This window comes from Pseudomonas sp. GW821-FHT09C09 (assembly GCF_059418105.1).
The window spans coordinates 412,937-436,783 of sequence record NZ_JBWKPF010000003.1; the positions used below are offsets into that span (position 1 = coordinate 412,937).

The following is a 23,847-nucleotide window of genomic DNA, read 5'->3' on the forward strand; positions in this document are numbered from 1 at the left end:
GATAGCCCTCGCGGATAACCCCGAATTAGCGCTATCAAAGGTGTCATACATCCTTTAGCACTTTTCGTTTTACAGTTACTGCTATATGTTCTATCAGGCGAATTGTGCTTACATCTTGTAATACTTGCGGGGCCGAACACTTCCGTCATGACAGCCATAGAATCTGCTTTTCTGAATCTGGCTTACCCTCCGCGGCTCGATCTGGGTCCGCAGCTGACTCACGAACAACTTCTCGCGTCCATGCAATCGACCATGGCACGCCACAAGGGCGGGCCGGTGTGGCTGTTCGCGTATGGTTCGCTGATCTGGCGGCCGGAGTGTTCGGCGGTGGAACGGGTGCGTGGGCGAGTACATGGCTACCATCGCGGCTTATACCTGTGGTCCCACGAACATCGCGGTACGCCGGAAATGCCGGGGCTGGTGTTCGGTCTGGATCGCGGCGGTTCGTGCAGCGGCTTTGCCTACCGGTTGCCGGAAGACAATCTCGACAGTGCGCTGTATGCGCTGTGGAAACGCGAGATGCCGTTCCCGTCCTATCGGCCACACTGGCTCAACTGCCGTCTCGAAGATGGCAGCCAGGTTCAGGCTTTGGGATTTGTATTGGAGCGACACCTGCCCAGCTATGCCGGCAATCTGCCGGATCATGTGCTGAGCCAGGTGTTCGAAAGCGCTTGCGGGCGTTACGGCACCACTCGCGATTATGTCGAGCAGACCGCTCACGCCCTGCGCAGCCACGCCATGCCAGACCGGAATCTGGAGGCGCGGCTCAAGCGCTGCAAGTCAAAAGCCGATCAGGCGACTGCTTCGCGGCTCTGACTGGCGACTTGCTTGTGCCACAGGGTCGGGGCCAGGAAGGCCATCGACAGCAGGCAAGCGCCCACCAGCAGCACGAAACCGCCATCCCAACCGAAGTGGTCCACGGTGTAGCCCATGGCGGCACTGGCCGCGACCGAACCACCCAGATAACCGAACAGGCCGGTGAAGCCCGCCGCAGTACCGGCGGCTTTCTTCGGTGCCAGCTCCAGCGCTTGCAGGCCGATCAGCATCACCGGGCCGTAGATCAGGAAGCCGATGGAGAACAACGCGATCATGTCGACGGTCGGGTTGCCGGCCGGGTTCAGCCAGTAAACCAGCGTCGCCACGGTCACCAGGGCCATGAACACCATGCCGGTCAGGCCACGGTTGCCACGGAAGATCTTGTCCGACATCCAGCCGCACAGCAGCGTGCCCGGAATGCCCGCCCACTCATAGAAGAAGTACGCCCACGAAGTCTTGTCGACGTCGAAGTGCTTGGCTTCCTTGAGGTAGGTCGGCGCCCAGTCCAGTACGCCGTAGCGCAGCAGGTAGACAAAGACGTTGGCCATGGCGATGTACCAGAGCATTTTGTTGCGCAGCACGTACTTGACGAAGATTTCCTTGGCGCTGAATTCGTCTTCGTGGCTGGCGTCGTAGCCTTCCGGGTAGTCGTTCTTGTACTTCTCGATCGGCGGCAGGCCGACCGATTGGGGGGTGTCACGCATGGTGATGAAGGCAAATGCCGCCACCGCCAGGGCTACCGCCGCCGGTACATAGAATGCTGCGTGCCAGTCGTTGAACAGGCCCATGCCGATCAGGAACAGCGGGCCGATCAGGCCGCCGCCAACGTTGTGCGCCACGTTCCACACGGACACCACGCCGCCGCGCTCCTTCTGCGACCACCAGTGCACCATGGTCCGTCCGCTCGGCGGCCAGCCCATGCCCTGGGCCCAGCCGTTGATGAACAGCAGGATGAACATCATGGTCACGCTGGACGTTGCCCAAGGTGCGAAACCGAAAATGAACATCACCCCCGCCGAAACCAGCAGGCCGAACGGCAGGAAGTAGCGCGGGTTGGAACGGTCGGAGACCAGGCCCATGAGGAACTTGGACAAACCGTAGGCGATTGCGATGGCCGACATCGCCAGACCCAGTTCGCCGCGGGTGTAACCCTCGTCGATCAGGTACGGCATGGCCAGGGAGAAGTTCTTGCGCAGCAGGTAGTAACCCGCGTAGCCAAAGAAGATACCGGCGAAGATCTGCCAGCGCAGGCGTCGGTAGGTACTGTCTATTTTTTCTTCAGGCAATGGAGCCTGATGTGCGGCAGGTCGAAAGAAAGCAAACATTCAAGAGCTCCAGATTTCTTGTTTTGACTGCGGATGCGAATGTTACAGTTTCGTTACCGAAAATAGCACCGGTTCGCATCGGCAAAACAGCGGAAAATGTTGGAAGTCGCGCGTTCTTTTACGAACCTGTCGCTCTGCTGTAAGAACAGGGCGTTTTCACCACTTATGAACATGGGCTGGCATAGACTCGCGATCCGTCGATCGACTGATCAGCTGAGATGAATGATGGCTTTGAAGGTTCGCATGCTCATGCGCCGATTATTGGCGGCGGCGGTTATCGCCGTTGCGGTGCTGGGATTGATTTACGCCGATCACCCTGCCCAGTCCGGGTTGCGCAATGCCACGGTGCTGATCATCCGCCATGCGGAGAAGCCGACTGAAGGCTCGGTGCTCAATGCCCGGGGCGAAGAGCGGGCCCGCGCCTATGCCGACTATTTCAATCCATTGAAGCTCGATGGCCAGACGCTGACCCCGGAACGGCTGATCGCCGCCGGCGACACTCCCGAGAGCTCCCGCTCACGTTTGACCCTGACGCCGCTGGCCGAGCGCCTGAATCTGTCTATCGAGCAGCCCTACATCAACGGCGACGTACATGAGCTGGTCAAGCTGTTGCGCAAGAGCAATCAGGCGCCGGTCATCCTGATCGCCTGGCACCACGGGCGCATCAACAAGCTGATCAGTGCGTTCGGTGGCGACAGCACGGCCCTGATGGGCCAGAAAAAATGGCCGGACGAGGTGTACGACTGGATGCTCGTGCTGCGCTTCGATGACAAGGGCCGGATTATCCAGGCTGATAGCCGGAAGGTTCTCGAGCACTTGTTGCCGGGTGATGCTGTGGATTCTCCCGGCAACAAATGACGTGCTTCAGCGCACCTGCACCACAACCTTGCCCACAGCCTTGCGCTGTCCAAGATCATTGATCGCCTGTGCCGCCTCACTCAGCGGATAGACCTGCGACACCAGCGGTTTCAGCTTGCCTTCAGCGAACCAGCCGAACAGTTGCTGGAAGTTCGCTGCGTTGTCCTGCGGCTGGCGCTGCGCGAAGGAGCCCCAGAACACGCCGAGCACCGCTGCACCCTTGAGCAGGGCGAGGTTGACCGGCAGTTCGGGAATGCGTCCGCTGGCAAAACCGACCACCAGCAGGCGGCCATTCCAGGCGATGGCGCGGATGGCCTGGTCGAACAGGTCGCCGCCGACCGGGTCGTAGATCACGTCGGCACCCTGGCCGTCGGTCAGGCGTTTGATCTCGTCCTTGAGGCTGGTTTCGCTGTAGTTGATCAGCTCGTCGGCGCCAGCGGCCTTGGCCACGGCGAGTTTTTCGGCGCTGCTGGCGGCGGCGATTACCCGGGCGCCCATGGCTTTGCCGATTTCGACGGCTGCGAGCCCGACGCCGCCGGAGGCACCGAGCACCAACAGAGTTTCCCCCGGTTGCAGGTTGCCGCGCTGTTTGAGGGCGTGCATCGAAGTGCCGTAAGTCATGCTGAATGCGGCGGCGGTGTTGAAGTCCATCGACGGCGGGATCGGCAGCACGTTATAGCCCGGCACCGCGACCTGCTCGGCGAAGCTGCCCCAGCCAGTCAGGGCCATGACGCGGTCGCCGACTTTCAAGTGGCTGACTTTTTCCCCCACGTCGCTGACCACCCCGGCTGCTTCACCACCCGGCGAGAACGGGAAGGGCGGCTTGAACTGGTACTTGCCCTCGATGATCAGCGTGTCCGGGAAGTTGACCCCGGCGGCGTGCACGTCCAGCAGGATTTCATTCTTCTTCGCGACAGGACTGGCGACGTCTTCCAGCACCAGCGATTCGGCAGGGCCGAAGGCTTTGCACAGCACGGCTTTCATCAGGGCTATTCCTTTGGGAGTGATGGCCGATAAGTGTAGGTGTGGCAGTCAACGGGTCAACGAGCATGCCCGGCCCTGATAGTCCGCCATAAGCTTGTGCTTGCGCGGCGGGTCGTTATGCTAGGCCGCAAACCGGATAAGGAGCGAATTGTGAAAGCGTGGATCATGTTGTTGCTGGCCCTGTCTCTGCCTGTGGCAGCGCTGGCCGAAGAAGCCAAAGAAGGCGAGGCGCCGAAGGTCAACTACATCACCCTGAGCCCGCCGTTCGTGGGCAACTACGGGCTGGACGGCACGCCGAAGCTCAAGGTCTACAAGGCCGACGTGGCGTTGCGGGTGACCGGTGACGAGGCGACCAAACTGGTCAAGGCCAACGAGCCGCTGATCCGCAATCAACTGGTGGCGCTGTTCACCCAGCAGACCACCGATGCGATGGGCAGCATCGAAGGCAAGGAAAAGCTGCGTCAGGAAGCCTTGAAGCAGACCCAGCAAGTGATGAATGACGAGACCGGCAAACCGGTGGTTGAAGATCTGTTGTTCAACAACCTGATCATTCAGTAAGGCTGGACCCGCAGGAGTCGGCTTCCGGCTCCTGCGAAGACGCTGTCAACGCAACGCGATAACCGCCGCCCATTGCTCGGCCGTCACCGGCATCACCGACAGTCGCGAACCCTTCTGCACCAGTGGCATCTCGGCCAGCGCGGTCTGCTGCTTCAGATAATCCAGCTTCAACACCCGGGCAAACGTCTCGACATGGGCGACATCGATCGCACTCCAGGCGTTTTTCTCCGGCGTGGCTTTGGGGTCGAAGTAATGGCTCTCCGGTTCCAGTGCGGTGGGATCCGGGTACGCGGCTTCGATGATCCTACCGATTCCGGCAATTCCCGGCTCAGGGCAGCTGGAGTGATAGAAAAAGAACTCATCCCCCACCGCCATGGCCCGCAGGAAGTTGCGCGCCTGGTAGTTGCGCACCCCGTCCCAGCGCGCTTTGCCGAGTTTTTCCAGACCCTTGATCGAGAGTTCGTCGGGCTCGGATTTCATCAGCCAGTAGGCCATGGTGGTTGCTCCTGAAACGGTCATTGGGCAGGTTGTCGGGCAATTTTATGACAAACCGACAGTCGGTTGACGCCAGCATTTGCGCAGAGGTTCACGTTGTCGCAAAATGCCGGCCTTTAAAGCTTGACGCTGCTGCACGGCCTACGAATGGAAACCGCTGCTGTCATCGTGATGATGTGCCTTGAGGGGGGCAATCGATGAAACGCAAACCGGATTTGCTGTGGACTTTGGTGATTTTGTTCGGCCTTGGCGTCGTGACCACCGGTTATGCGCAAAGTCTGTGGGCCAACAAGGCCGATGCTCCGATTGAAGTGGCGCAACAAGTACAGCAGTCGACAGCGTTCAAACGCTGATCCCGTCTTCCCGACGCCGCTGATTCCCTCGCGGCGTCTACCCTGCGAAATACCACGCCTTGTCGGTCACCGTTCCCTGCAACGGTACATCCCAGCTGGCCTGCGCCAGTCGTTCGACTTTCTGACATTCGTGGGCCAGCCCCAGCAGCGTCGGTTTGCGCCAGCTCTGGCGGCGAGCCAGGTACGCGAGGCTGCGGTCGTAGAATCCGCCACCCATCCCCAGGCGTCCGCCGACATCGTCAAACCCTACCAATGGCAACAACACCAGATCCAGTGCCCAGATCTTGCGCTGACGGGCGACATTGACCCGAGGCTCGAGAATACGGAAACGGTTGGGCCGCAGCTTTTCGCCGGGGCGGATCTGCTGAAAGACCATTTTGGTCCGCGGCCAGGCACTCAATACCGGCAGGTAGGTTTTCTTGCCGCGGCGCTGGGCGGCGCGCAGCAACAGGCGCGGGTCGATCTCGCCGTCGGTGGGCAGGTACAGGGAAATGTGTTTCGCCCGGCGAAAGTGCGGGTCTTGCGCCAGTTGTTTGTACAGACCTTCGGCGGCCTTACGTTGCTGACTTGGCGTCAGGGAGCGGCGGGCCTTGCGCAGCAGGCGGCGCAGTTGGGGACGGGGCAGCAGCGCGGGTTCGGTCATGGTCGGCTTCGGCAGGGTGGGGACGAAAACGTACGCATAAAAAATCCGATGCCGGCATGCACCGGCATCGGATTCGAATCAGGCTCCCCGGATGAGCCGCTGTCGACTTAGCCCTTGAACCCGAGAGTTCAAGGTGGAGGATGCAGTAGGCTTTAAGGCTTTCCGTCTGGCGGACATGCACACCAGCCCAACGTGCAACCCCCAGGGTAGTGCAAATCGGCTCAGGGACATCGTCAACTGGCAAGCACCCCAGGGAGTGCGGCGAGTATACCTCAAGCGGCCTGGCGAATCAGCCCTTGCTGATGTCCGGATCGTCGGCCAGCACCAGATCGACACGATCGAGCAAGTCACGCACCTGTTCACGGGTCGAGCCGCTGGCCTGGATGTCCGGGCGCTCTTCTTTGTGCAAGAGATCGTGGGTGATGTTCAACGCGGCCATGACGGCGATGCGGTCGGCGCCGATGACTTTGCCGCTGCTGCGGATCTCGCGCATCTTGCCGTCCAGGTAACGCGCGGCACTGACCAGATTGCTGCGTTCTTCCTGGGGACAGATGATCGAATATTCTTTGTCGAGGATCTGCACGGTAACGCTATTGCTTGAACTCATGAGTCTTGCTCCAGGGCCTTGAGGCGCGAAATCATCGACTCGACCTTACGCCGGGCGATTTCGTTTTTTTCAATGAGGTGCGCGCGTTCCTCGCGCCAGGTCTTTTCCTGAGCTAGTAAGAGTGCGTTTTGACTCTTTAGTTGCTCGACCCGAGTAATCAGCAGTTCGAGTCTGGCCATCAGCGCTTGCAGGTCGGTGTCTTCCATTGTGTCCACTGATTCGGTCTGATGGGTTTGGCTGGGGGACAGCCTTTAATGGTCTTGGCGAGTCTGTCGATGTAGGATACAAGGCCTTCATTCTAGACATAGCGCCGTCTGGCGCCTAGCTGCCCATGCCCATTCAGAATTCCCCGTACCAAGCCTTCGCCACCCTGCTGACTGCCAGCGGTCACAACGTCTCGCCTGCCGAACTGCATGGCCTGCTGCTCGGCCGCAGCTGCGCCGGTGCCGGCTTCAATGCCGAAGAATGGCTGATCGACGCCGCCGAGCTGCTCGAAAGCGAGCCGCAGGACAACGTTCGCAACGCGCTCATCGGCCTGCAGGAAATGGTCAAGGGCGAGCTCACCGGCGACGACGTGACCGTCGTGCTGCTGTTGCCGACCGATGACGTGCCGCTGGCCGATCGCGCTGCCGCACTGGGCGAATGGTGCCAGGGCTTCCTCACCGGTTTCGGCCTGAACTGCCGCGACAGCAGCATGCTGAGCACCGAGGCCACCGAGGTGTTGCAGGATCTGGCAGCGATCTCCCAGGTGCAAGATGCCCTGGAAGAATCCGAAGACGGCGAAAGCGACTACATGGAAGTCATGGAGTACCTGCGTGTAGCGCCGCTGCTGCTGTTCTCCGAAACCAAGAAAGCCGACGTGCCGCCAGCCGCCAAGCCGTCGCTGCACTGATCGCGTGCCAGGGAAAGCCATCTGCCCATGATCCATATCCCGAAAGCGGAATACGCCCGTCGCCGCAAGGCACTCATGGCGCAGATGGAACCCAACAGCATCGCCATCCTGCCCGCTGCTGCGGTTGCCATTCGCAACCGTGACGTCGAGCACGTCTACCGCCAGGACAGCGACTTCCAGTACCTGAGCGGTTTCCCCGAGCCGCAGGCAGTCATCGTCCTGATGCCCGGTCGCGAACACGGCGAATACGTGCTGTTCTGCCGTGAACGCAATGCCGAGCGCGAACTCTGGGACGGCCTGCGCGCCGGCCAGGAAGGCGCGATTCGCGACTTTGGCGCCGACGACGCGTTCCCCATCACCGACATCGACGACATCCTGCCGGGCCTGATCGAAGGTCGCGACCGGGTGTATTCGGCCATGGGCAGCAACCCGGAATTCGACCGTCATCTGATGGACTGGATCAACGTGATCCGCTCCAAGGCGCACCTCGGCGCCCAGCCGCCGAACGAATTCGTTGCCCTGGATCACCTGCTGCACGACATGCGTCTGTATAAATCGGCGGCAGAGGTGAAGGTGATGCGCGAAGCGGCGCGGATTTCCGCCCAGGCTCACATCCGCGCGATGCAGGCCAGCCGTGCCGGCCTCTACGAATACAGCCTCGAAGCCGAGCTGGATTACGAGTTCCGCAAGGGCGGGGCGAAGATGCCGGCCTATGGTTCGATCGTCGCTGCCGGGCGCAACAGCTGCATCCTGCATTACCAGCAGAATGACGCGTTGCTCAAGGACGGTGACCTGGTGCTGATCGACGCCGGTTGCGAAATCGACTGCTACGCCAGCGACATCACGCGGACGTGGCCAGTCAACGGCAGGTTTTCCGCCGAGCAAAAAGCGATCTACGAATTGGTCTTGGCCTCGCAGGAAGCCGCGTTCGCCGAAATCGCCCCGAACAAGCACTGGAACCAGGCGCACGAAGCCACGGTTCGGGTGATCACCGCCGGGCTGGTGCAGCTGGGGTTGTTGCAGGGCGAGGTGGACGAGTTGATCGCCTCCGAGGCCTACAAGGCGTTTTACATGCACCGCGCCGGCCACTGGCTGGGCATGGATGTGCATGACGTCGGCGAGTACAGGGTCGGCGGCGAATGGCGGGTGCTGGAAGTCGGCATGGCGCTGACCGTGGAGCCGGGCATCTACATCGCCCCGGACAATCAGAACGTAGCGAAGAAATGGCGCGGCATTGGCGTGCGCATCGAGGACGACGTGGTAGTGACCAAGAGCGGTTGTGAAATCCTGACCGGCGGTGTGCCGAAAACCGTCGCCGAGATCGAAGCCCTGATGGCGCAAGCACGGACCTGCGCGGCATGAGTCGGGTCAATCTGGCAATCATCGGTGGCGGCCTGGTCGGCGCCAGTCTGGCGTTGGCCTTGCAGGCCGGAGCCAAGGCCCGGGGCTGGAAGATCGTGCTGATCGAACCGTTCGCCCCCGGCGACAGCTGGCAGCCGAGCTACGACGCACGTTCGTCGGCGCTGTCCTTTGGCTCGCGGCAGATTTATCAGCGGCTGGGCGTGTGGCAGGAAATCTCCCGCCGCGCCGAGCCGATCAAGCAGATTCATGTGTCCGACCGTGGACGTTTCTCCACTGCCCGACTGTCGGCGATGGAAGAGGGCGTTCCGGCGCTCGGCTATGTGGTGGAAAACGCCTGGCTCGGTCATAGCCTGTGGCAACACCTCGACAAAGACGTGATCAGTTGGCGCTGCCCGGCGGAAGTCACCCGCATGGAGCCGCTGCCGGACGGCTATCGCCTGACCCTCAACGATGAGACCACGGTCGAATGCGATCTGGCGGTGCTCGCCGATGGCGGCCGTTCGGGTCTGCGCGAACAACTGGGCATCAATGTGCGCAAGCGCCCGTACAACCAGAGCGCGCTGATCGCCAACATCACCCCGAGCGAAGCGCACAACGGCATGGCTTTCGAGCGCTTTACCGACGAAGGCCCGATGGCGCTGCTGCCGCTGCCGGAAAACCGCTGCGCGCTGGTCTGGACCCGTCTGGGGATGGACGCGCAACGTCTGGCGGAGCTGAGTGATCGTGATTTCCTCAGCGAGCTGCAAGGTGTGTTCGGCTATCGCCTCGGTACTTTGAAACAGGTCGGCGCGCGGCATCTGTATCCGCTGTCGCTGGTGGAGGCCGAAGAGCAGGTGCGTTCGCATCTGGCCGTGCTCGGCAACGCCGCCCATAGTCTGCACCCGATTGCCGGACAGGGTTTCAATCTGTCCCTGCGTGATGCCGATGCCTTGGCCGCTGCGCTGCTGGCCAGCGACAAACCGTTGGGGGATTTCGCCACGCTGCAGGCCTATCGCGAGCGTCAGCGCCTCGATCAGGACCTCACCGTAGGTTTCTCCGATCAGGTCACGCGCCTGTTCGGCAGCACTCAGCCGCTGGTGTCGCTGGGGCGCAACATTGGCCTGCTCGGCCTCGATCTGCTGCCGCCGGCCAAACGCTGGTTCGCCCGTCAGGCCATGGGGCTGGGGACGCGGCCGGATGCGTGAGTGGCTGATCAAACAGTTTGGCAAGGCGCGGCTGATGCGCTGGATCATGACGTTCTACCCGCCGTACTTCGGCGCCGGGGTCCGGGTGAAGCACATCAGCGATGACTTTCGTGACATCCAGGTCTCGATGGGCCTGGGCTGGTACAACCGCAATTACGTCGGCACCCAGTTCGGCGGCAGTCTGTATTCGATGGTCGATCCGTTTTTCATGTTGATGCTCATGGAGAACCTCGGGTCGAAGTACATCGTCTGGGACAAGGCTGCCGACATTGATTTCATTGCGCCGGGCAAAGGCCTGGTGTTCGCCCGGTTCAACATCGACGACACCCTGCTCGACGAGATCCGTCGGCAGACCGCCAGTGGCGAGAAATACCTGCCGCAGTTGCAGGTCGACATTCATGACGGCGCCGGCAACCTGGTGGCGCGGGTCGGTAAAACCCTTTACGTGCGGCTCAAGCCGCAAGCGAGACAGGCTTAAAGCATGGAAATGCGCGCAGATGTGCTGATTGTCGGAGCCGGAATGGTCGGCAGCGCCCTGGCGCTGGCGTTGCAGGACAGCGGGCTGGAAGTCATGCTGCTCGACGGCAGCCCGCTGAGCGTCAAACCCTTCAATGGCGATGCACCGTTCGAGCCGCGAGTCAGTGCGTTGTCGGCGGCCAGCCAGCGGATCCTCGATCGCCTCGGCGTGTGGGACGGCATCGTCAACCGACGCAGCAGCCCTTACACCGACATGCATGTCTGGGACGGCAGCGGCACCGGGCAGATCCACTTTTCGGCCAGCAGCGTGCACGCCGAAGTGCTCGGCCACATTGTCGAAAACCGCGTGGTGCAGGATGCCTTGCTCGACCGTTTGCACGATTGCGATCTGGGCCTGCTGGCCAATGCGCGGCTGGAGCAGATGCGCCGCTCCGGTGACGACTGGCTGCTGACCCTGGCCGACGGCCGCACCCTGCGCGCGCCGCTGGTGATTGCGGCGGATGGTGCCAACTCCGCCGTACGTCGTCTGACCGGCGTCGCCACTCGCGAATGGGATTATCTGCATCACGCCATCGTCACCAGCGTGCGCAGCAGCAAACCGCACCGCATGACCGCGTGGCAACGTTTCACCGATCACGGGCCGCTGGCGTTTCTGCCGCTGGAGCGTGACGGTCAGCAGGACTGGTGCTCGATCGTCTGGTCGACCACGCCGAGCGAAGCAGAACGGTTGATGGCGCTGGATGAAGCGGATTTCTGCCGTGAACTGGAGCGTGCCTTCGAAGGTTGCCTCGGCGACGTCATCAGCGCCGACCCGCGGCTGTGCGTGCCGCTGCGTCAACGCCACGCCAAGCGCTACGTGGCCGAAGGCCTGGCGTTGATCGGCGATGCGGCGCACACCATTCACCCGTTGGCGGGGCAGGGCGTGAATCTTGGTTTCCTCGACGCCGCCGTGTTGGCCGAAGTGCTGCTGCAAGCCCACGAACGTGGTGAACGCCTGGCGGACGTGAAAGTGCTGAGCCGCTACGAGCGCCGACGCATGCCGCACAACCTGGCGCTGATGGCGGCGATGGAGGGCTTCGAACGGTTGTTCCAGGCCGATCCGCTGCCGCTGCGCTGGTTGCGCAACACCGGGCTGAAAATCGTCGAGCAGATGCCTGAAGCCAAAGCGCTGTTCGTACGCGAAGCATTGGGGCTGACCGGGGACTTGCCGGCGCTGGCCAAGGTCTGAAGAACGTCGTGCAACATCTGGTAACTCCTTGGGAAAGTGATCGATTGAGCTGGTAAATGTGAGTCCTTATCATTTGGACCACTTTTCCCGACCGAGAGATCACTCCCATGTTGGCATCCAAGCGTGTTCTGACCGCACTGGCCCTGACCCTGATCGGCAGCACCGCCGCCCAGGCCGCCGACGAGGTGGTGGTCTACTCGTCGCGTATCGATGAACTGATCAAACCGGTGTTCGATGCCTACACCGCCAAGACCGGGGTGAAGATCAAGTTCATCACCGACAAGGAAGCGCCGCTGATGCAGCGGATCAAGGCCGAAGGCGAGAACGCCACCGCCGACCTGCTGCTGACCGTCGATGCGGGTAACCTCTGGCAGGCCGAGCAGATGGGCATTCTCCAGCCGTTCACTTCGAAAATCATCGACGCCAACATTCCCCTGCAATATCGCTCGTCCAGCCACGCCTGGACCGGTCTGAGCCTGCGCGCGCGGACCATCGCCTACTCCACCGAGCGCGTGAAACCGGGTGAGCTGACCACCTACGAAGCGCTGGCCGACAAGAACTGGGAAGGTCGCCTGTGCCTGCGCACGGCGAAGAAGGTCTACAACCAGTCGCTGACCGCCACCATGATCGAAGTCCACGGCGCCGAGAAAACCGAAAAGATCCTCAAGGGCTGGGTCAACAACCTGTCCACCGACGTGTTCTCCGACGACGTCGCGGTGCTCGAAGCGATCAACGCCGGCCAGTGCGACGTCGGCATCGTCAACACCTACTACTACGGTCGCCTGCACAAGCAGAAGCCGGATCTGCCGGTGAAACTGTTCTGGCCGAACCAGGCGGATCGCGGTGTGCACGTCAACCTGTCGGGCATCGGTTTGACCAGACATGCGCCGCACCCGGAAGCCGCCAAGGCACTGGTCGAGTGGATGACCACGCCTGAGGCGCAGAAGATCTTCGCGGACGTGAACCAGGAATTTCCGGCGAATCCGGCGGTGAAGCCTTCGGAAGAAGTGGCGGCGTGGGGGCAGTTTTTGGCTGATACGCTGCCGGTTGAGGTAGCGGGCAAGCGACAGGCTGAAGCGATCCGGATGATGGATCGGGCGGGTTGGAACTGACGACTGCGAGTCGAATCGCAGCTAGCGTGATGCGCAGCGTCACACGATAAGTGCCCACGCCATGCGTGGGCACAATCATTCAACGAGAGTCTTTCCTTGGCCCACCCCGCCCAGCGCCGCTGGTACCCCATCGTCTTCGCCATCGCCGCGTTGGTGCTGCTCCCTCTCAGTGTCCTCCTGCTGTCGTGGCAGACCATCGACCAGCAGATCTGGTCGCACCTGTGGGAAACCCAGATGCCGCGCCTGCTGGGCAACACCCTGACGCTGGTCTTCGGCGTAGGTGTCGGTGTGACGCTGATTGGTGTGAGTCTCGCCTGGCTCACCAGCCTCTGCGAGTTCCCCGGCCGGCGCTGGCTCGACTGGGCACTGATGCTGCCGTTCGCGATCCCGGCGTACGTACTGGCGTTCGTGTTCGTCGGCCTGCTGGACTTCGCCGGTCCCGTGCAAAGCTTGCTGCGCGAATGGTTCGGAACCGGCCTGCGTCTGCCGCGAGTGCGCTCCACCGGTGGGGTGATTCTGGTGTTGGTGCTGGTGTTCTACCCCTACGTTTACCTGCTGGCGCGCACCGCGTTTCTCGCTCAAGGCAAAGGCCTGATGGAAGCGGCGCGGGTGCTCGGCCAGTCGCCGTGGCAGGCATTCTGGCGCGTGGCATTGCCGATGGCGCGGCCAGCCATAGGTGCTGGCGTGGCGCTGGCCTTGATGGAAACCCTGGCGGATTTCGGCGCAGTGTCGGTGTTCAACTTCGACACCTTCACCACGGCGATATACAAGACCTGGTATGGCTTCTTCAGTCTGTCGAGCGCCGCACAACTGGCGAGCCTGTTGCTGCTGGTGGTGATGCTGGTGTTGTACGGCGAACGTCGCGCTCGCGGCGCCAATCGGGCGAGCAATGAGCGGCCGCGGGTGAAGGCGCTGTATCACCTGCGCGGGCCCAAGGCCTGGGCGGCAACCGGCTGGTGCGGTCTGGTGTTCGCCTGTGCGTTTGTCATCCCGGTGCTGCAACTGGTGGTGTGGTTCTGGCAGCGCGGGCGTTTCGATCTGGATGAGCGCTACGCCGGGCTGATTCTGCACACCCTGTATCTGGGCGGCATGGCGGCGCTGATCACGGTGAGCGTGGCGATGTTGCTGGCATTCGCCCGGCGCCTGGCACCGACCCCGGCGATCCGTTCCGGCGTCAGTCTGGCCAACCTCGGCTACGCGTTGCCGGGCTCGGTACTGGCGGTGTCGATCATGCTGGCGTTCAGTTATCTGGATCGTGAACTGGTGATTCCGCTCTCAGGCTGGCTCGGCGGTGCGGGCAAACCGTTGCTGCTGGGCAGTCTGGCGGCGTTGCTGATGGCTTATCTGGTGCGCTTCGTGGCGGTGGCCTACGGGCCGCTGGAAAGCAGTCTGGCGCGTATACGGCCCTCTTTGCCTGAAGCGGCACGTAGCCTGGGTGTCAGTGGGCCGCGACTGTTTTTCAAAGTGTATCTGCCGTTGCTGCTGCCCGGCACCCTCAGCGCCGCGCTGCTGGTGTTCGTCGACGTGCTCAAGGAAATGCCCGCCACCCTGCTGATGCGCCCGTTTGGCTGGGACACGCTGGCGGTGCGCATCTTCGAGATGACCAGCGAAGGCGAATGGGCGAGGGCATCGTTGCCGGCGCTGACGCTGGTGCTGGTCGGTTTGTTGCCGGTCATCGGACTTATCCGCCGCTCGGCGCATCGAAACACTTAGTAGTGAGTCATGAATCATGCGGCTACAATGCGCGGCATTCGGTGCGGTCCGTCTGACAGACCCTGTCGCTGAAATCGGCTGAAAGCCTTCTTCTACAGGGCTTTCAAACCGTGCAGCAGCGCTCCGCACCTTCGCCACGCCCGGAAGGAGAAACCCATGGGACAGCGTACGCCTCTGTATGACCTGCATCTCGCCCTCGGCGCGAAGATGGTCGATTTTGGCGGTTGGGACATGCCACTGCATTACGGCTCGCAGGTCGAGGAGCACCACGAGGTGCGTCGCGATTGCGGGGTGTTCGATGTATCCCACATGACCGTGATCGATGTCGCCGGTAACCAGGCCAAGGCCTGGCTCCAGCATTTGCTGGCCAATGACGTCGAACGCCTGCACAGCCCCGGCCGTGCGTTGTACAGCACGATGCTCAACGAGCGCGGCGGCATCGTCGACGACATGATCGTCTATCGCCTCGAGGACGGTTACCGACTGGTGGTCAACGCCTCGACCCGCGATCAGGATCTGGCCTGGATGCAGGCTCATCTCACCGGCTTCGAGGTGCAGCTGCAAGAGCGCGCGGATCTGGCGATGCTCGCCATTCAAGGCCCCCATGCCCGGCACAAGATTGCCGAACTGGTAACCCAGTCCCGCGCCAATCTGATCCAGATGCTCAAGCCATTCGAAGGCCAGGTCGATGGCGACTGGTTCATTGCGCGCACCGGCTACACTGGCGAGGATGGTCTGGAAATTGCCCTGCCGGCCGACCAGGCCCCCGGATTCTTCAACGATCTGGTGGGCGCCGGCATTTCTCCCATTGGGCTCGGTGCCCGCGACACCTTGCGGGTGGAGGCGGGGATGAACCTCTACGGACAGGACATCCATCAGGACGTTTCGCCGCTGGCCTCGAACATGGCCTGGAGCATCGCCTGGGAACCGGCCACGCGCCGCTTCATCGGTCGCGATGCGCTGGAAGCGGAAAAAACCGCCGGCGTGCAGCACAAGCTGGTGGGTCTGGTGCTCGAGGAACGCGGGGTTTTGCGTGCGCATCAGGTGGTTCGTATCGCTGATGTTGGCGAAGGAGAGATCACCAGTGGTAGTTTCTCTCCTACGCTTAGCAAGTCGATTGCCCTGGCGCGTGTACCGATGGCGACTGCCGACCGCGCCGAAGTGGAAATCCGTGGCAAGTGGTATCCGGTGCGAGTGGTCAAACCGACCTTCGTCCGTCACGGCAAAACCTTGATCTAACCTTTTCCGGCGGGCACGACCGCTGACAATTTCTTGAGGACACCGAGCATGAGCAATATCCCCGCCGACCTGCGTTTTGCCGAAAGTCATGAATGGGCGCGCCTTGAAGCCGACGGCACCGTCACCGTGGGCATCAGCGATCACGCACAGCAAGCGCTGGGCGACGTGGTGTTTGTCGAGCTGACTGAAGTCGGCAAGGTGTTTGCTGCCGGTGATGCGGCAGGTGTTGTCGAGTCGGTGAAAGCCGCTTCCGACATCTACTCCCCGGTCGGCGGTGAAGTGATTGCGGTCAACGAAGAGCTGGCGGATTCGCCGGAGCTGCTGAACGAAGAACCGTACAGCTCGTGGATCTTCAAGCTCAAGCCAAGCGACAAGTCCGAGCTGGACAAGCTGCTCGACGCCGCTGCCTACAAGCAGTCCATCGGCGAGTAAGCGTCACGCAACACCGCAAAGCCCCGATCCGTCGGGGCTTTTTTGTGGGCGCAGCTTTTTATCGGGGACGGCTCAGGCGTTGCCCAATACCGCTTTGACCGCCGCCACCGAGCGCTCGACATCGGCTTTGGTCATGGTCGTGAACATCGGCAACGACACGATCAACCGGCCGACCCGTTCGGCAACCGGCAACATCCCTTCCTTGAAACCGCGCTCGCGGTACAGGCTCAGCAAATGGATCGGTGGATAGTGATAACCGATGCCGATCCCCAGCGCCTGAATCTGCTCCATGAACGTGGCCCGCGCCGGCAAGCCGTCTTTGCGCTCCGGCAATACCAGCTGGAACAGGTGCCAGTTGCTGTTGGTGAAATCGGCCGGCGGCAGTTGCGCGCCGTACGTGGCTTCGAAGTCGTCGCCAAAGCATTTGAAGTAGTGGCGGGCCAGTTCCTGGCGATGGGCCGTCAGCGCTTCGATGTGAGCGAACTGGCCGAGGCCGATGGTCGCTGCGACGTCGGTCATGTTGAACTTGCCGCCCAGCACATCGACGTCCAGGCCGTCGAAGCCGGTGCGGGTGACGCCCTGCAGGCGATATTTCTCCGCCAGACGCGCTTCCTCGGGCGTGTTCAGCACCAGGCAGCCACCCTCGGAGCAGGTCACGTTCTTGTTGGCCTGGAAGCTGAACGACACGAAGTCACCGGTGGCGCCGATGCGCTGGCCGTTCCAGCTCGAACCCAGGGCCTGGGCGGCGTCTTCGACGATGCGCAGGTTGTGCTTTTTGGCGATGGCGTACAGGCGCTCCATGTCCACCGGCAGCCCGGCGAGGTAGACCGGGATGACGGCTTTGGTGCGCGGCGTGATGGCCGCTTCCAGTTTATCCAGGTCGATGTTGCGGGTGACCGGATCGATGTCGGCGAACACAGGGGTGGCGCCCACTTCAAGAATCACGTTGGCTGTGGCCACCCAGGAGATCGGCGTGGTGATCACTTCGTCACCCGGTCCGATGCCGGCGATGCGCAGGGCAATCTCCATGGTGCAGGTGCCGGAGTTGAAGGTACGTACCGGACGACCGCCGAAATACTCCGACAGTTGCGCTTCGAAGGCCTGGACCTTCGGCCCGCTGGTGATCCAGCCGGAACGCAGGACATCGCCGACGGCAGCGATGGTGGCTTCGTCGATGACAGGTTTGGAAAACGGCAGAAACGGCAGTTGGCTCATGAGGATTCGATCATCCAAGGGTTGGGCGCGTGTTACAGGTGCCACAGCATGCCCCGTTCGACCACCCGCCGCCAAGCCGTCCACGACAGTATCGACTGCTATGCTGGTTTGACCGTGTTGCATTGACGCCGAGCGCCAGCCAAGAGAGAGCCCGTCATGTCCCAGTTGCCGTCCTTGAGCCAGTTACGCGACCCCCATGCCTTCCTGCGCCGTCACCTCGGCCCCGATGCCGCCGAGCAGCAGGCCATGCTCGACAGCCTGGGCCTGGGCAGCCGGATCGAACTGATCGAGCAGACCGTTCCGCCCGCCATCCGTCTCAACCGCGAACTGGACCTGCCGCCCGCGCTGGACGAGCAGGCCGCGCTGACGAAACTGCGCGGGTACGCCGAGCAGAATCAGGTCTGGACCAGCCTGATCGGCATGGGTTACCACGGCACCCTCACGCCGACGGTCATTCTGCGCAACGTGCTGGAAAATCCCGGCTGGTACACAGCCTATACACCGTACCAACCGGAAATCGCCCAGGGCCGGCTCGAAGCGTTGCTCAACTTCCAGCAACTGACCATCGACCTCACCGGTCTGGAACTGGCCAACGCTTCGCTGCTCGATGAGGCGACTGCGGCCGCCGAGGCCATGGCGCTGGCCAAGCGTGTGGCGAAGTCGAAGAGCAATCTGTTTTTCGTCGATGAAAACTGTCATCCGCAAACCATTTCGGTGGTGCAGACCCGCGCCGAGGGCTTCGGTTTCGAGCTGATCGTCGACGCTGTGGATAACTTGAAGCAGCACCAGGTATTCGGCGCTCTGCTGCAATATCCCGACACCCACGGCGAGGTCCGCGACCTGCGTCCGTTGATCGATCACCTGCATGCGCAACAGGCACTGGCCTGTGTCGCGGCCGATCTGCTGAGTCTGTTGATGCTGACCCCGCCGGGTGAACTGGGCGCCGATGTGGTGTTCGGTTCTTCCCAGCGTTTCGGCGTACCGATGGGTTACGGAGGGCCGCATGCGGCGTTTTTCGCCAGTCGCGAGGAATACAAACGGGCGATTCCCGGGCGCATCATCGGGGTCTCGAAAGACGCGCGGGGTAACGTTGCGCTGCGCATGGCCCTGCAGACCCGCGAGCAGCACATTCGCCGGGAGAAGGCCAATTCGAACATCTGCACCGCTCAAGTGCTGCTGGCCAACATCGCCAGTTGCTACGCGGTGTACCACGGACCGGAAGGGCTGAAGCGGATTGCCCAGCGAGTCCATCGGTTGACCTGCATCCTCGCTGCCGGCCTCGAGCGGCATGGCATCAAACGCATCAACGAGCATTATTTCGACACGTTGACCCTGGACGTCGGTGGCGCGCAGACCGCGATCATCGAAAGCGCTCAGGCTGCGCAGATCAATCTGCGGATTCTCGGTCGCGGCCACCTGGGCCTGAGCCTCGATGAAACCTGTGACGAGAGCACCGTCGGCAAACTGTTCGATGTGCTGCTGGGTGTCGATCATGGGCTCAACGTCGAGGAACTAGACGCCGAAGCCTTGGTTTCCGGGATTCCTGACAACCTGCAACGCAGCTCGCCGTACCTGCGCCACCCGGTGTTCAACGCCCATCACAGCGAAACCGAGATGCTGCGCTACCTCAAGCAACTGGAGAACAAGGATCTGGCGCTCAACCAGTCGATGATTCCGCTTGGCTCCTGCACCATGAAACTCAACGCCACCAGCGAGATGATCCCGATCACCTGGCCGCAGTTCGCCAACCTGCACCCGTTCGTGCCCCGGGAGCAGGCCGTCGGTTACACGCTGATGATCGAAGAGCTGGAACGCTGGTTGTGCGCGATCACCGGGTTCGATGCGATCTGCATGCAGCCCAACTCCGGGGCCCAGGGCGAATACGCCGGGTTGCTGGCGATCCGCAAATACCACGAAAGCCGCCACCAGGGCGGGCGCGACATCTGCCTGATCCCGTCTTCGGCTCACGGCACCAACCCGGCCTCGGCGCAAATGGCCGGGATGCGCGTGGTGATCGTCGAGTGCGACGAGGCGGGCAACGTCGATCTGGATGACCTGAAATCCAAGGCATCCGAGGCGGGAGACAAGTTGTCGTGTCTGATGGCGACGTATCCGTCGACCCACGGTGTGTACGAGGAGGGCATCAGCGAAATCTGCGAAGTTATCCACAAGCACGGCGGCCAGGTGTACATGGACGGTGCCAACCTCAATGCCCAGGTCGGGCTGGCGCGGCCGGCGGACATCGGCGCCGACGTCTCGCACATGAACCTGCACAAGACTTTCTGCATCCCCCACGGCGGAGGCGGGCCGGGCATGGGACCGATCGGCATTCGCGCGCATCTGGCACCGTTCGTCGCCAATCACCCGGTGGTGCCGATCGACGGCCCACAGCCGCAGAACGGCGCGGTGAGCGCAGCGCCCTGGGGCAGTGCGAGCATTTTGCCGATCAGCTGGATGTACATCGCGATGATGGGGCCGCAACTGGCGGACGCCAGCGAAGTGGCGATCCTTGCGGCGAATTATCTGGCGCAGCATCTGTCCGGCGCCTTCCCGGTGCTCTACACCGGGCGCAATGATCGGGTGGCCCATGAATGCATTCTGGATCTGCGGCCGCTGAAAGCGCAGACCGGCATCAGTGAGGAGGACATCGCCAAGCGCCTGATGGATTACGGCTTCCATGCGCCGACCATGTCGTTCCCGGTGCCGGGTACCTTGATGGTCGAGCCGACCGAGAGTGAATCCAAGGCTGAACTGGACCGCTTCATCGGCGCCATGTTGAGCATCCGTGCGGAAATCACCGAAGTGCAGAACGGCAACTGGCCGGCCGAGGACAATCCGCTCAAGCGGGCGCCGCATACGCTGGCCGATATCACCGGTGTCTGGGAACGGCCCTACAGCATTGAGCAGGGCATCACCCCGGATGCGCACACCAAGGCGCACAAGTACTGGCCAGCGGTGAACCGGGTGGACAACGTCTATGGTGACCGCAATCTGTTCTGCGCCTGCGTGCCGGTGGACGATTACCGCTGATCGGCGGGCAAAAAAATGCCGCTCATGTGAGCGGCATTTTTGTGGGCGACAGATTTATTCCGAAGCCACCGCGTTCTTCGCCAGGATCGCGTTCGCCAGTTCCATGTCCGTCGCCTGCAGGCCCGGGTTGTCGGCGCGGACTTTCTGCATGGCGGCTTCCAGGTACGGGCCACGGATGCCGCCATCGCTGGCAACGAAACTGCCGGCGTCGTCCTGGGCGGCGACGATCAGCTTGTGATCCTTGAAGGTCAGGTACGTCGAGCCGGTGGTGGCGCCGGACGAAATGACGTTACGCCAAAAGCTGTCAGCCATTGCCGAACCGACGGGCAGAGACAGCAGGGCAAGGGTGGCGACAGCAAGTTTGAGACGCATGAGGGATGACTCCACTGGTGTTGAATAACGGCTTGGATCGTCATTTCGTCGATCCGGTTCCGTGAAGGGCTATTTCTGCTCGCTCTGCGGCGTCACCCGCAGCACCTCCTCGATGGTCGTCAGCCCCGCCGCGACTTTCTGCGCGCCGGACAGCCGCAGGCTGCGCATGCCTTCCTTGAAGGCCTGGCGGCGGAGCGCCGTCAGATCGGTATCGGGGCTGATCAGCCCCTTGAGGCTGTCGGTCAGTTGCATGATTTCGTAGACCCCGGCGCGGCCGTGATAGCCGGTGTCGCGGCATTCCAGACAGCCGATGGCCCGCTGCGCGTTGCCCGGCAGCGGCGCCTGCCACGGCCGGGTCAGGGTTTGCCAGTCCTCTTCGGCGACAGGCAGCGGTGCCTTGCAGTGCGGGCACAGTGTGCGCACCAGACGCTGGGCCATGACTCCGAGCACCGTGGCCTTGATCAAATAATGCGGCACGCCGAGTTCCAGTAGACGGCTGATGGCGCTCGGTGCATCGTTGGTGTGCAGGGTCGAGAGCACCAGGTGTCCGGTCAATGCGGCCTGGATCGCCATTTCGGCCGTTTCCAGGTCGCGGATCTCGCCGATCATGATGATGTCCGGGTCCTGCCGCATCAGCGCCCGCACGCCGGCGGCGAAGGTCAGGTCGATGTTGTGCTGCACCTGCATCTGGTTGAAGGCCGGCTCGACCATCTCGATCGGGTCCTCGATGGTGCAGAGGTTGACCTCCGGGGTCGCCAGCTTTTTCAGGGTGGTGTAGAGCGTGGTGGTCTTGCCCGAACCGGTCGGGCCGGTCACCAGAATGATGCCGTTGGGCTGGCGGGTCATGTCCTGCCAGCGCCGCAGGTCATCGGCGGAAAAACCGAGCTGGTCGAAATCCTTGAGCAGCACTTCCGGGTCGAAGATCCGCATCACCATTTTTTCGCCGAACGCGGTGGGCAGGGTCGACAGGCGCAACTCGACCTCGCCGCCATCCGGGGTCTTGGTCTTGACCCGGCCGTCCTGGGGTTTACGCTTCTCGGCGACGTTCATCCGGCCGAGGCTTTTCAGGCGGCTGACGATGGCCATCGTCACCTGTGGCGGAAACTGATAGACGTTGTGCAGCACGCCGTCGATGCGAAACCTCACCGTGCCTTGCTCGCGCCGTGGCTCGATATGGATATCGCTGGCCCGCTGCTGGAAGGCGTACTGGAACAGCCAGTCGACGATGTTGACGATGTGCGCGTCGTTGGCGTCCGGCTCCTGATCGCTGGCGCCAAGGTTGAGCAGTTGTTCGAAGTTGCCGAGGTTGCTGCCCGGCTGGTCGGCATTGCTGGCGCCGCTGACCGATTTGGCGAGGCGAAAGAACTCTACACTGAAGCGCTGGATGTCCGCCGGGTTGGCCACCACCCGTTTGACCGGCAGTTTCAGCACGTGGGTCAGATCGGCTTCCCAGCCCCTGACGTAAGGCTGGGCGCTGGCCACGGTCACCGCATCGCGATCAACCGACACCGCCATGATCTTGTGGCGCTGGGCAAAGGCATAGGACATCAGCGGCGTGACGGCGGCGACGTTGATCTTCAACGGGTCGATCCGCAGGTACGGCTGGCCGGCCTGCTGCGCCAGCCACAGGGTCAGGCTTTCCAGGTCCAGGTGCTTGCCCGGGCGGCTGAGGTCGTCCATTTGCTGGCCGGCGATGAATTCCAGCGGATGTACCTGCCCGTGGGTCGCCTGCCGACGGCGGGCATTCAGCGCGTGCTCGGCCGAGTCCTGGCTGATGAAGCCCTGGGCGACCAGTTCACGCAATACATCATTGAGATCCAGCCAGCGGTCCTGAGTGGCGAGTTGAACGGACATGCGGGCTCCTTTTGAACGACAGTCCGCAAAGGATAGTCGTGGCCCCGCCGACCGTTGGGCCACTACCCGACAAAGGCGTTTCCGCTTTTGTCAGCCAGCCGCCTGAGCCGGCGCATCCCACGCCGCATCGGGGTTCTGCAGATTCACCGAGCAGACGCTGATCAGGTTACGAAGTTTTTCCGCGATCACCTGGGCGCGGTGCCAGCTCAGGCCACCCATGACGATGTCGATGGACAGCAGGTCGTCCAGACGCTGGACATTGACCTGTTCCGGGGTGAGGAACTGCAGGGCGAACAGGTTCAGCACCCGCACCAGCAGATCCGGTTCGGCCTCGGCCAGTATCTGGTACTGCGCAAGGCAATGGGCGTTGCTGACGTTCCACACATCGGCACGGGGCGCTGGGGTGTTGACGGCTTCGAGGTGCGGCATGGCAGGTCTCCGGAATCAGTGGAGAAATTTTTACATTCGATGCCGGGCATTTCTTGTCTAAGATGAGCCGATTGGCCGGTTGATAGGGTGGATCAATTCGGTATTGGCTGTTTTTGAGGATTATTTATGCACAGTGAACTGGACAGCTACGACCGACGCATTCTCGCCCTGCTGCAAGAGGACGCTTCCCTGTCCAGCGCACAGATCGCCGAACAGGTAGGCCTGTCGCAATCGCCGTGCTGGCGGCGGATTCAGCGGATGAAGGAGGAGGGGATCATTCGCGGCCAGGTGACCTTGCTCGATCGCAAGAAAATCGGCCTGAACACGCAGATCTTCGCCGAAATCAAACTCAACGCCCACGGTCGTTCGAACTTCACAGAATTCACCGAGGCGATTCGCGGCTTTCCGGAAGTGCTGGAATGTTACGTGCTGATGGGGGCGGTGGATTTCCTGCTGCGGATCGTCGCGGCAGATATCGAGGCATATGAGCGGTTCTTCTTCGAGAAGCTGTCGCTGGTGCCGGGGATTCAGGAAGTGAACTCGATTGTGGCGCTGTCGGAGATCAAGTCGACGACGAGCCTGCCGGTACTGCGCTGAATATGCTGGCCTCATCGCTAGCAGGCTAGCTCCCACAGTTGGAACGCATTTCTCTGTGGGAGCGAGCCTGCT

At 62.1% G+C, this 23,847-nt stretch carries 25 protein-coding genes and 1 other RNA gene; 15 read left to right on the forward strand and 11 right to left on the reverse strand.

What is annotated here, in order from left to right; genetic code table 11:
* Nucleotides 1-147 precede the first annotated feature (147 nt).
* A complete protein-coding gene (locus AC07NR_RS11610) occupies nt 148-816 on the forward strand; it encodes a gamma-glutamylcyclotransferase (RefSeq protein ID WP_085708964.1) in 669 nt (222 codons plus the stop codon).
* Here the strand turns inward: AC07NR_RS11610 and glpT are convergent.
* Entirely contained in the window at nt 792-2,141 is a 1,350-nt protein-coding gene (gene glpT, locus AC07NR_RS11615) for a glycerol-3-phosphate transporter (protein ID WP_248742350.1), read from the reverse strand. The genes AC07NR_RS11610 and glpT overlap by 25 nt on opposite strands.
* A 225-nt stretch (nt 2,142-2,366) precedes the next feature.
* Here glpT and AC07NR_RS11620 point away from each other — a divergent pair, with 225 nt between their 5' ends.
* Entirely contained in the window at nt 2,367-2,999 is a 633-nt protein-coding gene (locus tag AC07NR_RS11620; RefSeq protein ID WP_423204514.1) for a flagellar basal body-associated protein FliL, read from the forward strand.
* Nucleotides 3,000-3,005: 6 nt separating this feature from the next.
* Here AC07NR_RS11620 and AC07NR_RS11625 read toward each other — a convergent pair whose 3' ends face one another.
* Nucleotides 3,006-3,983 carry an NADPH:quinone oxidoreductase family protein gene (locus AC07NR_RS11625; RefSeq protein WP_423204513.1) on the reverse strand — a complete coding sequence of 326 codons (978 nt, stop codon included), beginning with the start codon at nt 3,981-3,983 and terminating at the stop codon, nt 3,006-3,008.
* 150 nt (nt 3,984-4,133) lie between these two features.
* On the opposite strand from AC07NR_RS11625, the gene AC07NR_RS11630 reads away from it, so the two are divergent.
* Nucleotides 4,134-4,541, forward strand: coding sequence for a flagellar basal body-associated protein FliL (locus tag AC07NR_RS11630; protein ID WP_065259922.1), 408 nt, complete (start codon nt 4,134-4,136; stop codon nt 4,539-4,541).
* A 45-nt stretch (nt 4,542-4,586) separates the two neighbouring features.
* Here the strand turns inward: AC07NR_RS11630 and AC07NR_RS11635 are convergent, their stop codons facing one another.
* A complete protein-coding gene (locus AC07NR_RS11635; RefSeq protein WP_265812930.1) occupies nt 4,587-5,036 on the reverse strand; it encodes an EVE domain-containing protein in 450 nt (149 codons plus the stop codon).
* Between the two features lie 197 nt (nt 5,037-5,233).
* On the opposite strand from AC07NR_RS11635, the gene AC07NR_RS11640 reads away from it, so the two are divergent.
* Nucleotides 5,234-5,389 carry a hypothetical protein gene (locus tag AC07NR_RS11640; protein ID WP_007911192.1) on the forward strand — a complete coding sequence of 52 codons (156 nt, stop codon included), beginning with the start codon at nt 5,234-5,236 and terminating at the stop codon, nt 5,387-5,389.
* 37 nt (nt 5,390-5,426) lie between these two features.
* Here the strand turns inward: AC07NR_RS11640 and AC07NR_RS11645 are convergent, their stop codons facing one another.
* The 4 genes from AC07NR_RS11645 to AC07NR_RS11660 all read right to left on the reverse strand — a co-directional run bounded on the left by AC07NR_RS11645 (nt 5,427) and on the right by AC07NR_RS11660 (nt 6,845).
* Nucleotides 5,427-6,032, reverse strand: coding sequence for a 5-formyltetrahydrofolate cyclo-ligase (locus AC07NR_RS11645; RefSeq protein WP_495078608.1), 606 nt, complete (start codon nt 6,030-6,032; stop codon nt 5,427-5,429).
* A gap of 80 nt (nt 6,033-6,112) precedes the next feature.
* Nucleotides 6,113-6,291, reverse strand: a non-coding RNA gene (ssrS, locus tag AC07NR_RS11650) — 6S RNA.
* 30 nt (nt 6,292-6,321) lie between these two features.
* Entirely contained in the window at nt 6,322-6,639 is a 318-nt protein-coding gene (locus AC07NR_RS11655; RefSeq protein ID WP_007967943.1) for a cell division protein ZapA, read from the reverse strand.
* Nucleotides 6,636-6,845 (reverse strand): TIGR02449 family protein, encoded by a 210-nt coding sequence (locus AC07NR_RS11660; RefSeq protein WP_007940359.1) that lies wholly within the window; start codon nt 6,843-6,845, stop codon nt 6,636-6,638. The genes AC07NR_RS11655 and AC07NR_RS11660 overlap by 4 nt, the downstream gene beginning before the upstream one ends.
* A gap of 125 nt (nt 6,846-6,970) precedes the next feature.
* On the opposite strand from AC07NR_RS11660, the gene AC07NR_RS11665 reads away from it, so the two are divergent.
* From AC07NR_RS11665 to gcvH, 9 genes are all read left to right on the forward strand, one after another.
* Complete coding sequence (locus AC07NR_RS11665) at nt 6,971-7,531, forward strand: YecA/YgfB family protein (protein WP_085708970.1); 561 nt, start codon at nt 6,971-6,973, stop codon at nt 7,529-7,531.
* Between the two features lie 27 nt (nt 7,532-7,558).
* The gene (pepP, locus tag AC07NR_RS11670; RefSeq protein ID WP_495078609.1) at nt 7,559-8,893 is read left to right on the forward strand and encodes a Xaa-Pro aminopeptidase; all 1,335 of its coding nucleotides are present in this window, start codon (nt 7,559-7,561) and stop codon (nt 8,891-8,893) included.
* The gene (gene ubiH, locus AC07NR_RS11675; RefSeq protein WP_114886219.1) at nt 8,890-10,077 is read left to right on the forward strand and encodes a 2-octaprenyl-6-methoxyphenyl hydroxylase; all 1,188 of its coding nucleotides are present in this window, start codon (nt 8,890-8,892) and stop codon (nt 10,075-10,077) included. Before pepP ends, ubiH begins: the two co-directional genes overlap by 4 nt.
* Nucleotides 10,070-10,555: a DUF4442 domain-containing protein gene (locus tag AC07NR_RS11680; RefSeq protein ID WP_495078610.1), complete on the forward strand. Its 486-nt coding sequence runs from the start codon at nt 10,070-10,072 to the stop codon at nt 10,553-10,555. The genes ubiH and AC07NR_RS11680 overlap by 8 nt, the downstream gene beginning before the upstream one ends.
* Nucleotides 10,556-10,564: 9 nt before the next feature.
* A complete protein-coding gene (locus AC07NR_RS11685; protein ID WP_495078758.1) occupies nt 10,565-11,782 on the forward strand; it encodes a 2-octaprenyl-3-methyl-6-methoxy-1,4-benzoquinol hydroxylase in 1,218 nt (405 codons plus the stop codon).
* A gap of 107 nt (nt 11,783-11,889) precedes the next feature.
* Entirely contained in the window at nt 11,890-12,894 is a 1,005-nt protein-coding gene (locus AC07NR_RS11690; RefSeq protein ID WP_495078611.1) for an extracellular solute-binding protein, read from the forward strand.
* Nucleotides 12,895-12,990: 96 nt separating this feature from the next.
* Nucleotides 12,991-14,607, forward strand: coding sequence for an ABC transporter permease (locus AC07NR_RS11695; RefSeq protein ID WP_423204510.1), 1,617 nt, complete (start codon nt 12,991-12,993; stop codon nt 14,605-14,607).
* A 156-nt stretch (nt 14,608-14,763) separates the two neighbouring features.
* Nucleotides 14,764-15,846, forward strand: coding sequence for a glycine cleavage system aminomethyltransferase GcvT (gene gcvT / locus AC07NR_RS11700; protein WP_248739880.1), 1,083 nt, complete (start codon nt 14,764-14,766; stop codon nt 15,844-15,846).
* A gap of 48 nt (nt 15,847-15,894) precedes the next feature.
* Entirely contained in the window at nt 15,895-16,278 is a 384-nt protein-coding gene (gene gcvH, locus AC07NR_RS11705) for a glycine cleavage system protein GcvH (RefSeq protein WP_085708978.1), read from the forward strand.
* A 72-nt stretch (nt 16,279-16,350) separates the two neighbouring features.
* Here gcvH and AC07NR_RS11710 read toward each other — a convergent pair whose 3' ends face one another.
* A complete protein-coding gene (locus AC07NR_RS11710) occupies nt 16,351-17,493 on the reverse strand; it encodes a DegT/DnrJ/EryC1/StrS family aminotransferase (RefSeq protein ID WP_248739881.1) in 1,143 nt (380 codons plus the stop codon).
* A 156-nt stretch (nt 17,494-17,649) separates the two neighbouring features.
* On the opposite strand from AC07NR_RS11710, the gene gcvP reads away from it, so the two are divergent.
* Entirely contained in the window at nt 17,650-20,523 is a 2,874-nt protein-coding gene (gene gcvP, locus AC07NR_RS11715) for an aminomethyl-transferring glycine dehydrogenase (RefSeq protein WP_305834396.1), read from the forward strand.
* 54 nt (nt 20,524-20,577) lie between these two features.
* Here gcvP and AC07NR_RS11720 read toward each other — a convergent pair whose 3' ends face one another.
* From AC07NR_RS11720 to AC07NR_RS11730, 3 genes are all read right to left on the reverse strand, one after another.
* Nucleotides 20,578-20,895, reverse strand: coding sequence for a DUF2388 domain-containing protein (locus AC07NR_RS11720; RefSeq protein WP_007951791.1), 318 nt, complete (start codon nt 20,893-20,895; stop codon nt 20,578-20,580).
* A gap of 69 nt (nt 20,896-20,964) precedes the next feature.
* The gene (gene tfpB, locus AC07NR_RS11725; protein WP_495078612.1) at nt 20,965-22,749 is read right to left on the reverse strand and encodes a type IV pilus assembly ATPase TfpB; all 1,785 of its coding nucleotides are present in this window, start codon (nt 22,747-22,749) and stop codon (nt 20,965-20,967) included.
* A 90-nt stretch (nt 22,750-22,839) separates the two neighbouring features.
* Nucleotides 22,840-23,178, reverse strand: a complete 339-nt coding sequence (locus AC07NR_RS11730) for an ACT-like domain-containing protein (protein ID WP_085708982.1) — start codon at nt 23,176-23,178, stop codon at nt 22,840-22,842.
* 126 nt (nt 23,179-23,304) lie between these two features.
* On the opposite strand from AC07NR_RS11730, the gene AC07NR_RS11735 reads away from it, so the two are divergent.
* Nucleotides 23,305-23,775: an Lrp/AsnC family transcriptional regulator gene (locus tag AC07NR_RS11735; protein WP_007951785.1), complete on the forward strand. Its 471-nt coding sequence runs from the start codon at nt 23,305-23,307 to the stop codon at nt 23,773-23,775.
* Nucleotides 23,776-23,847: the final 72 nt, after the last annotated feature.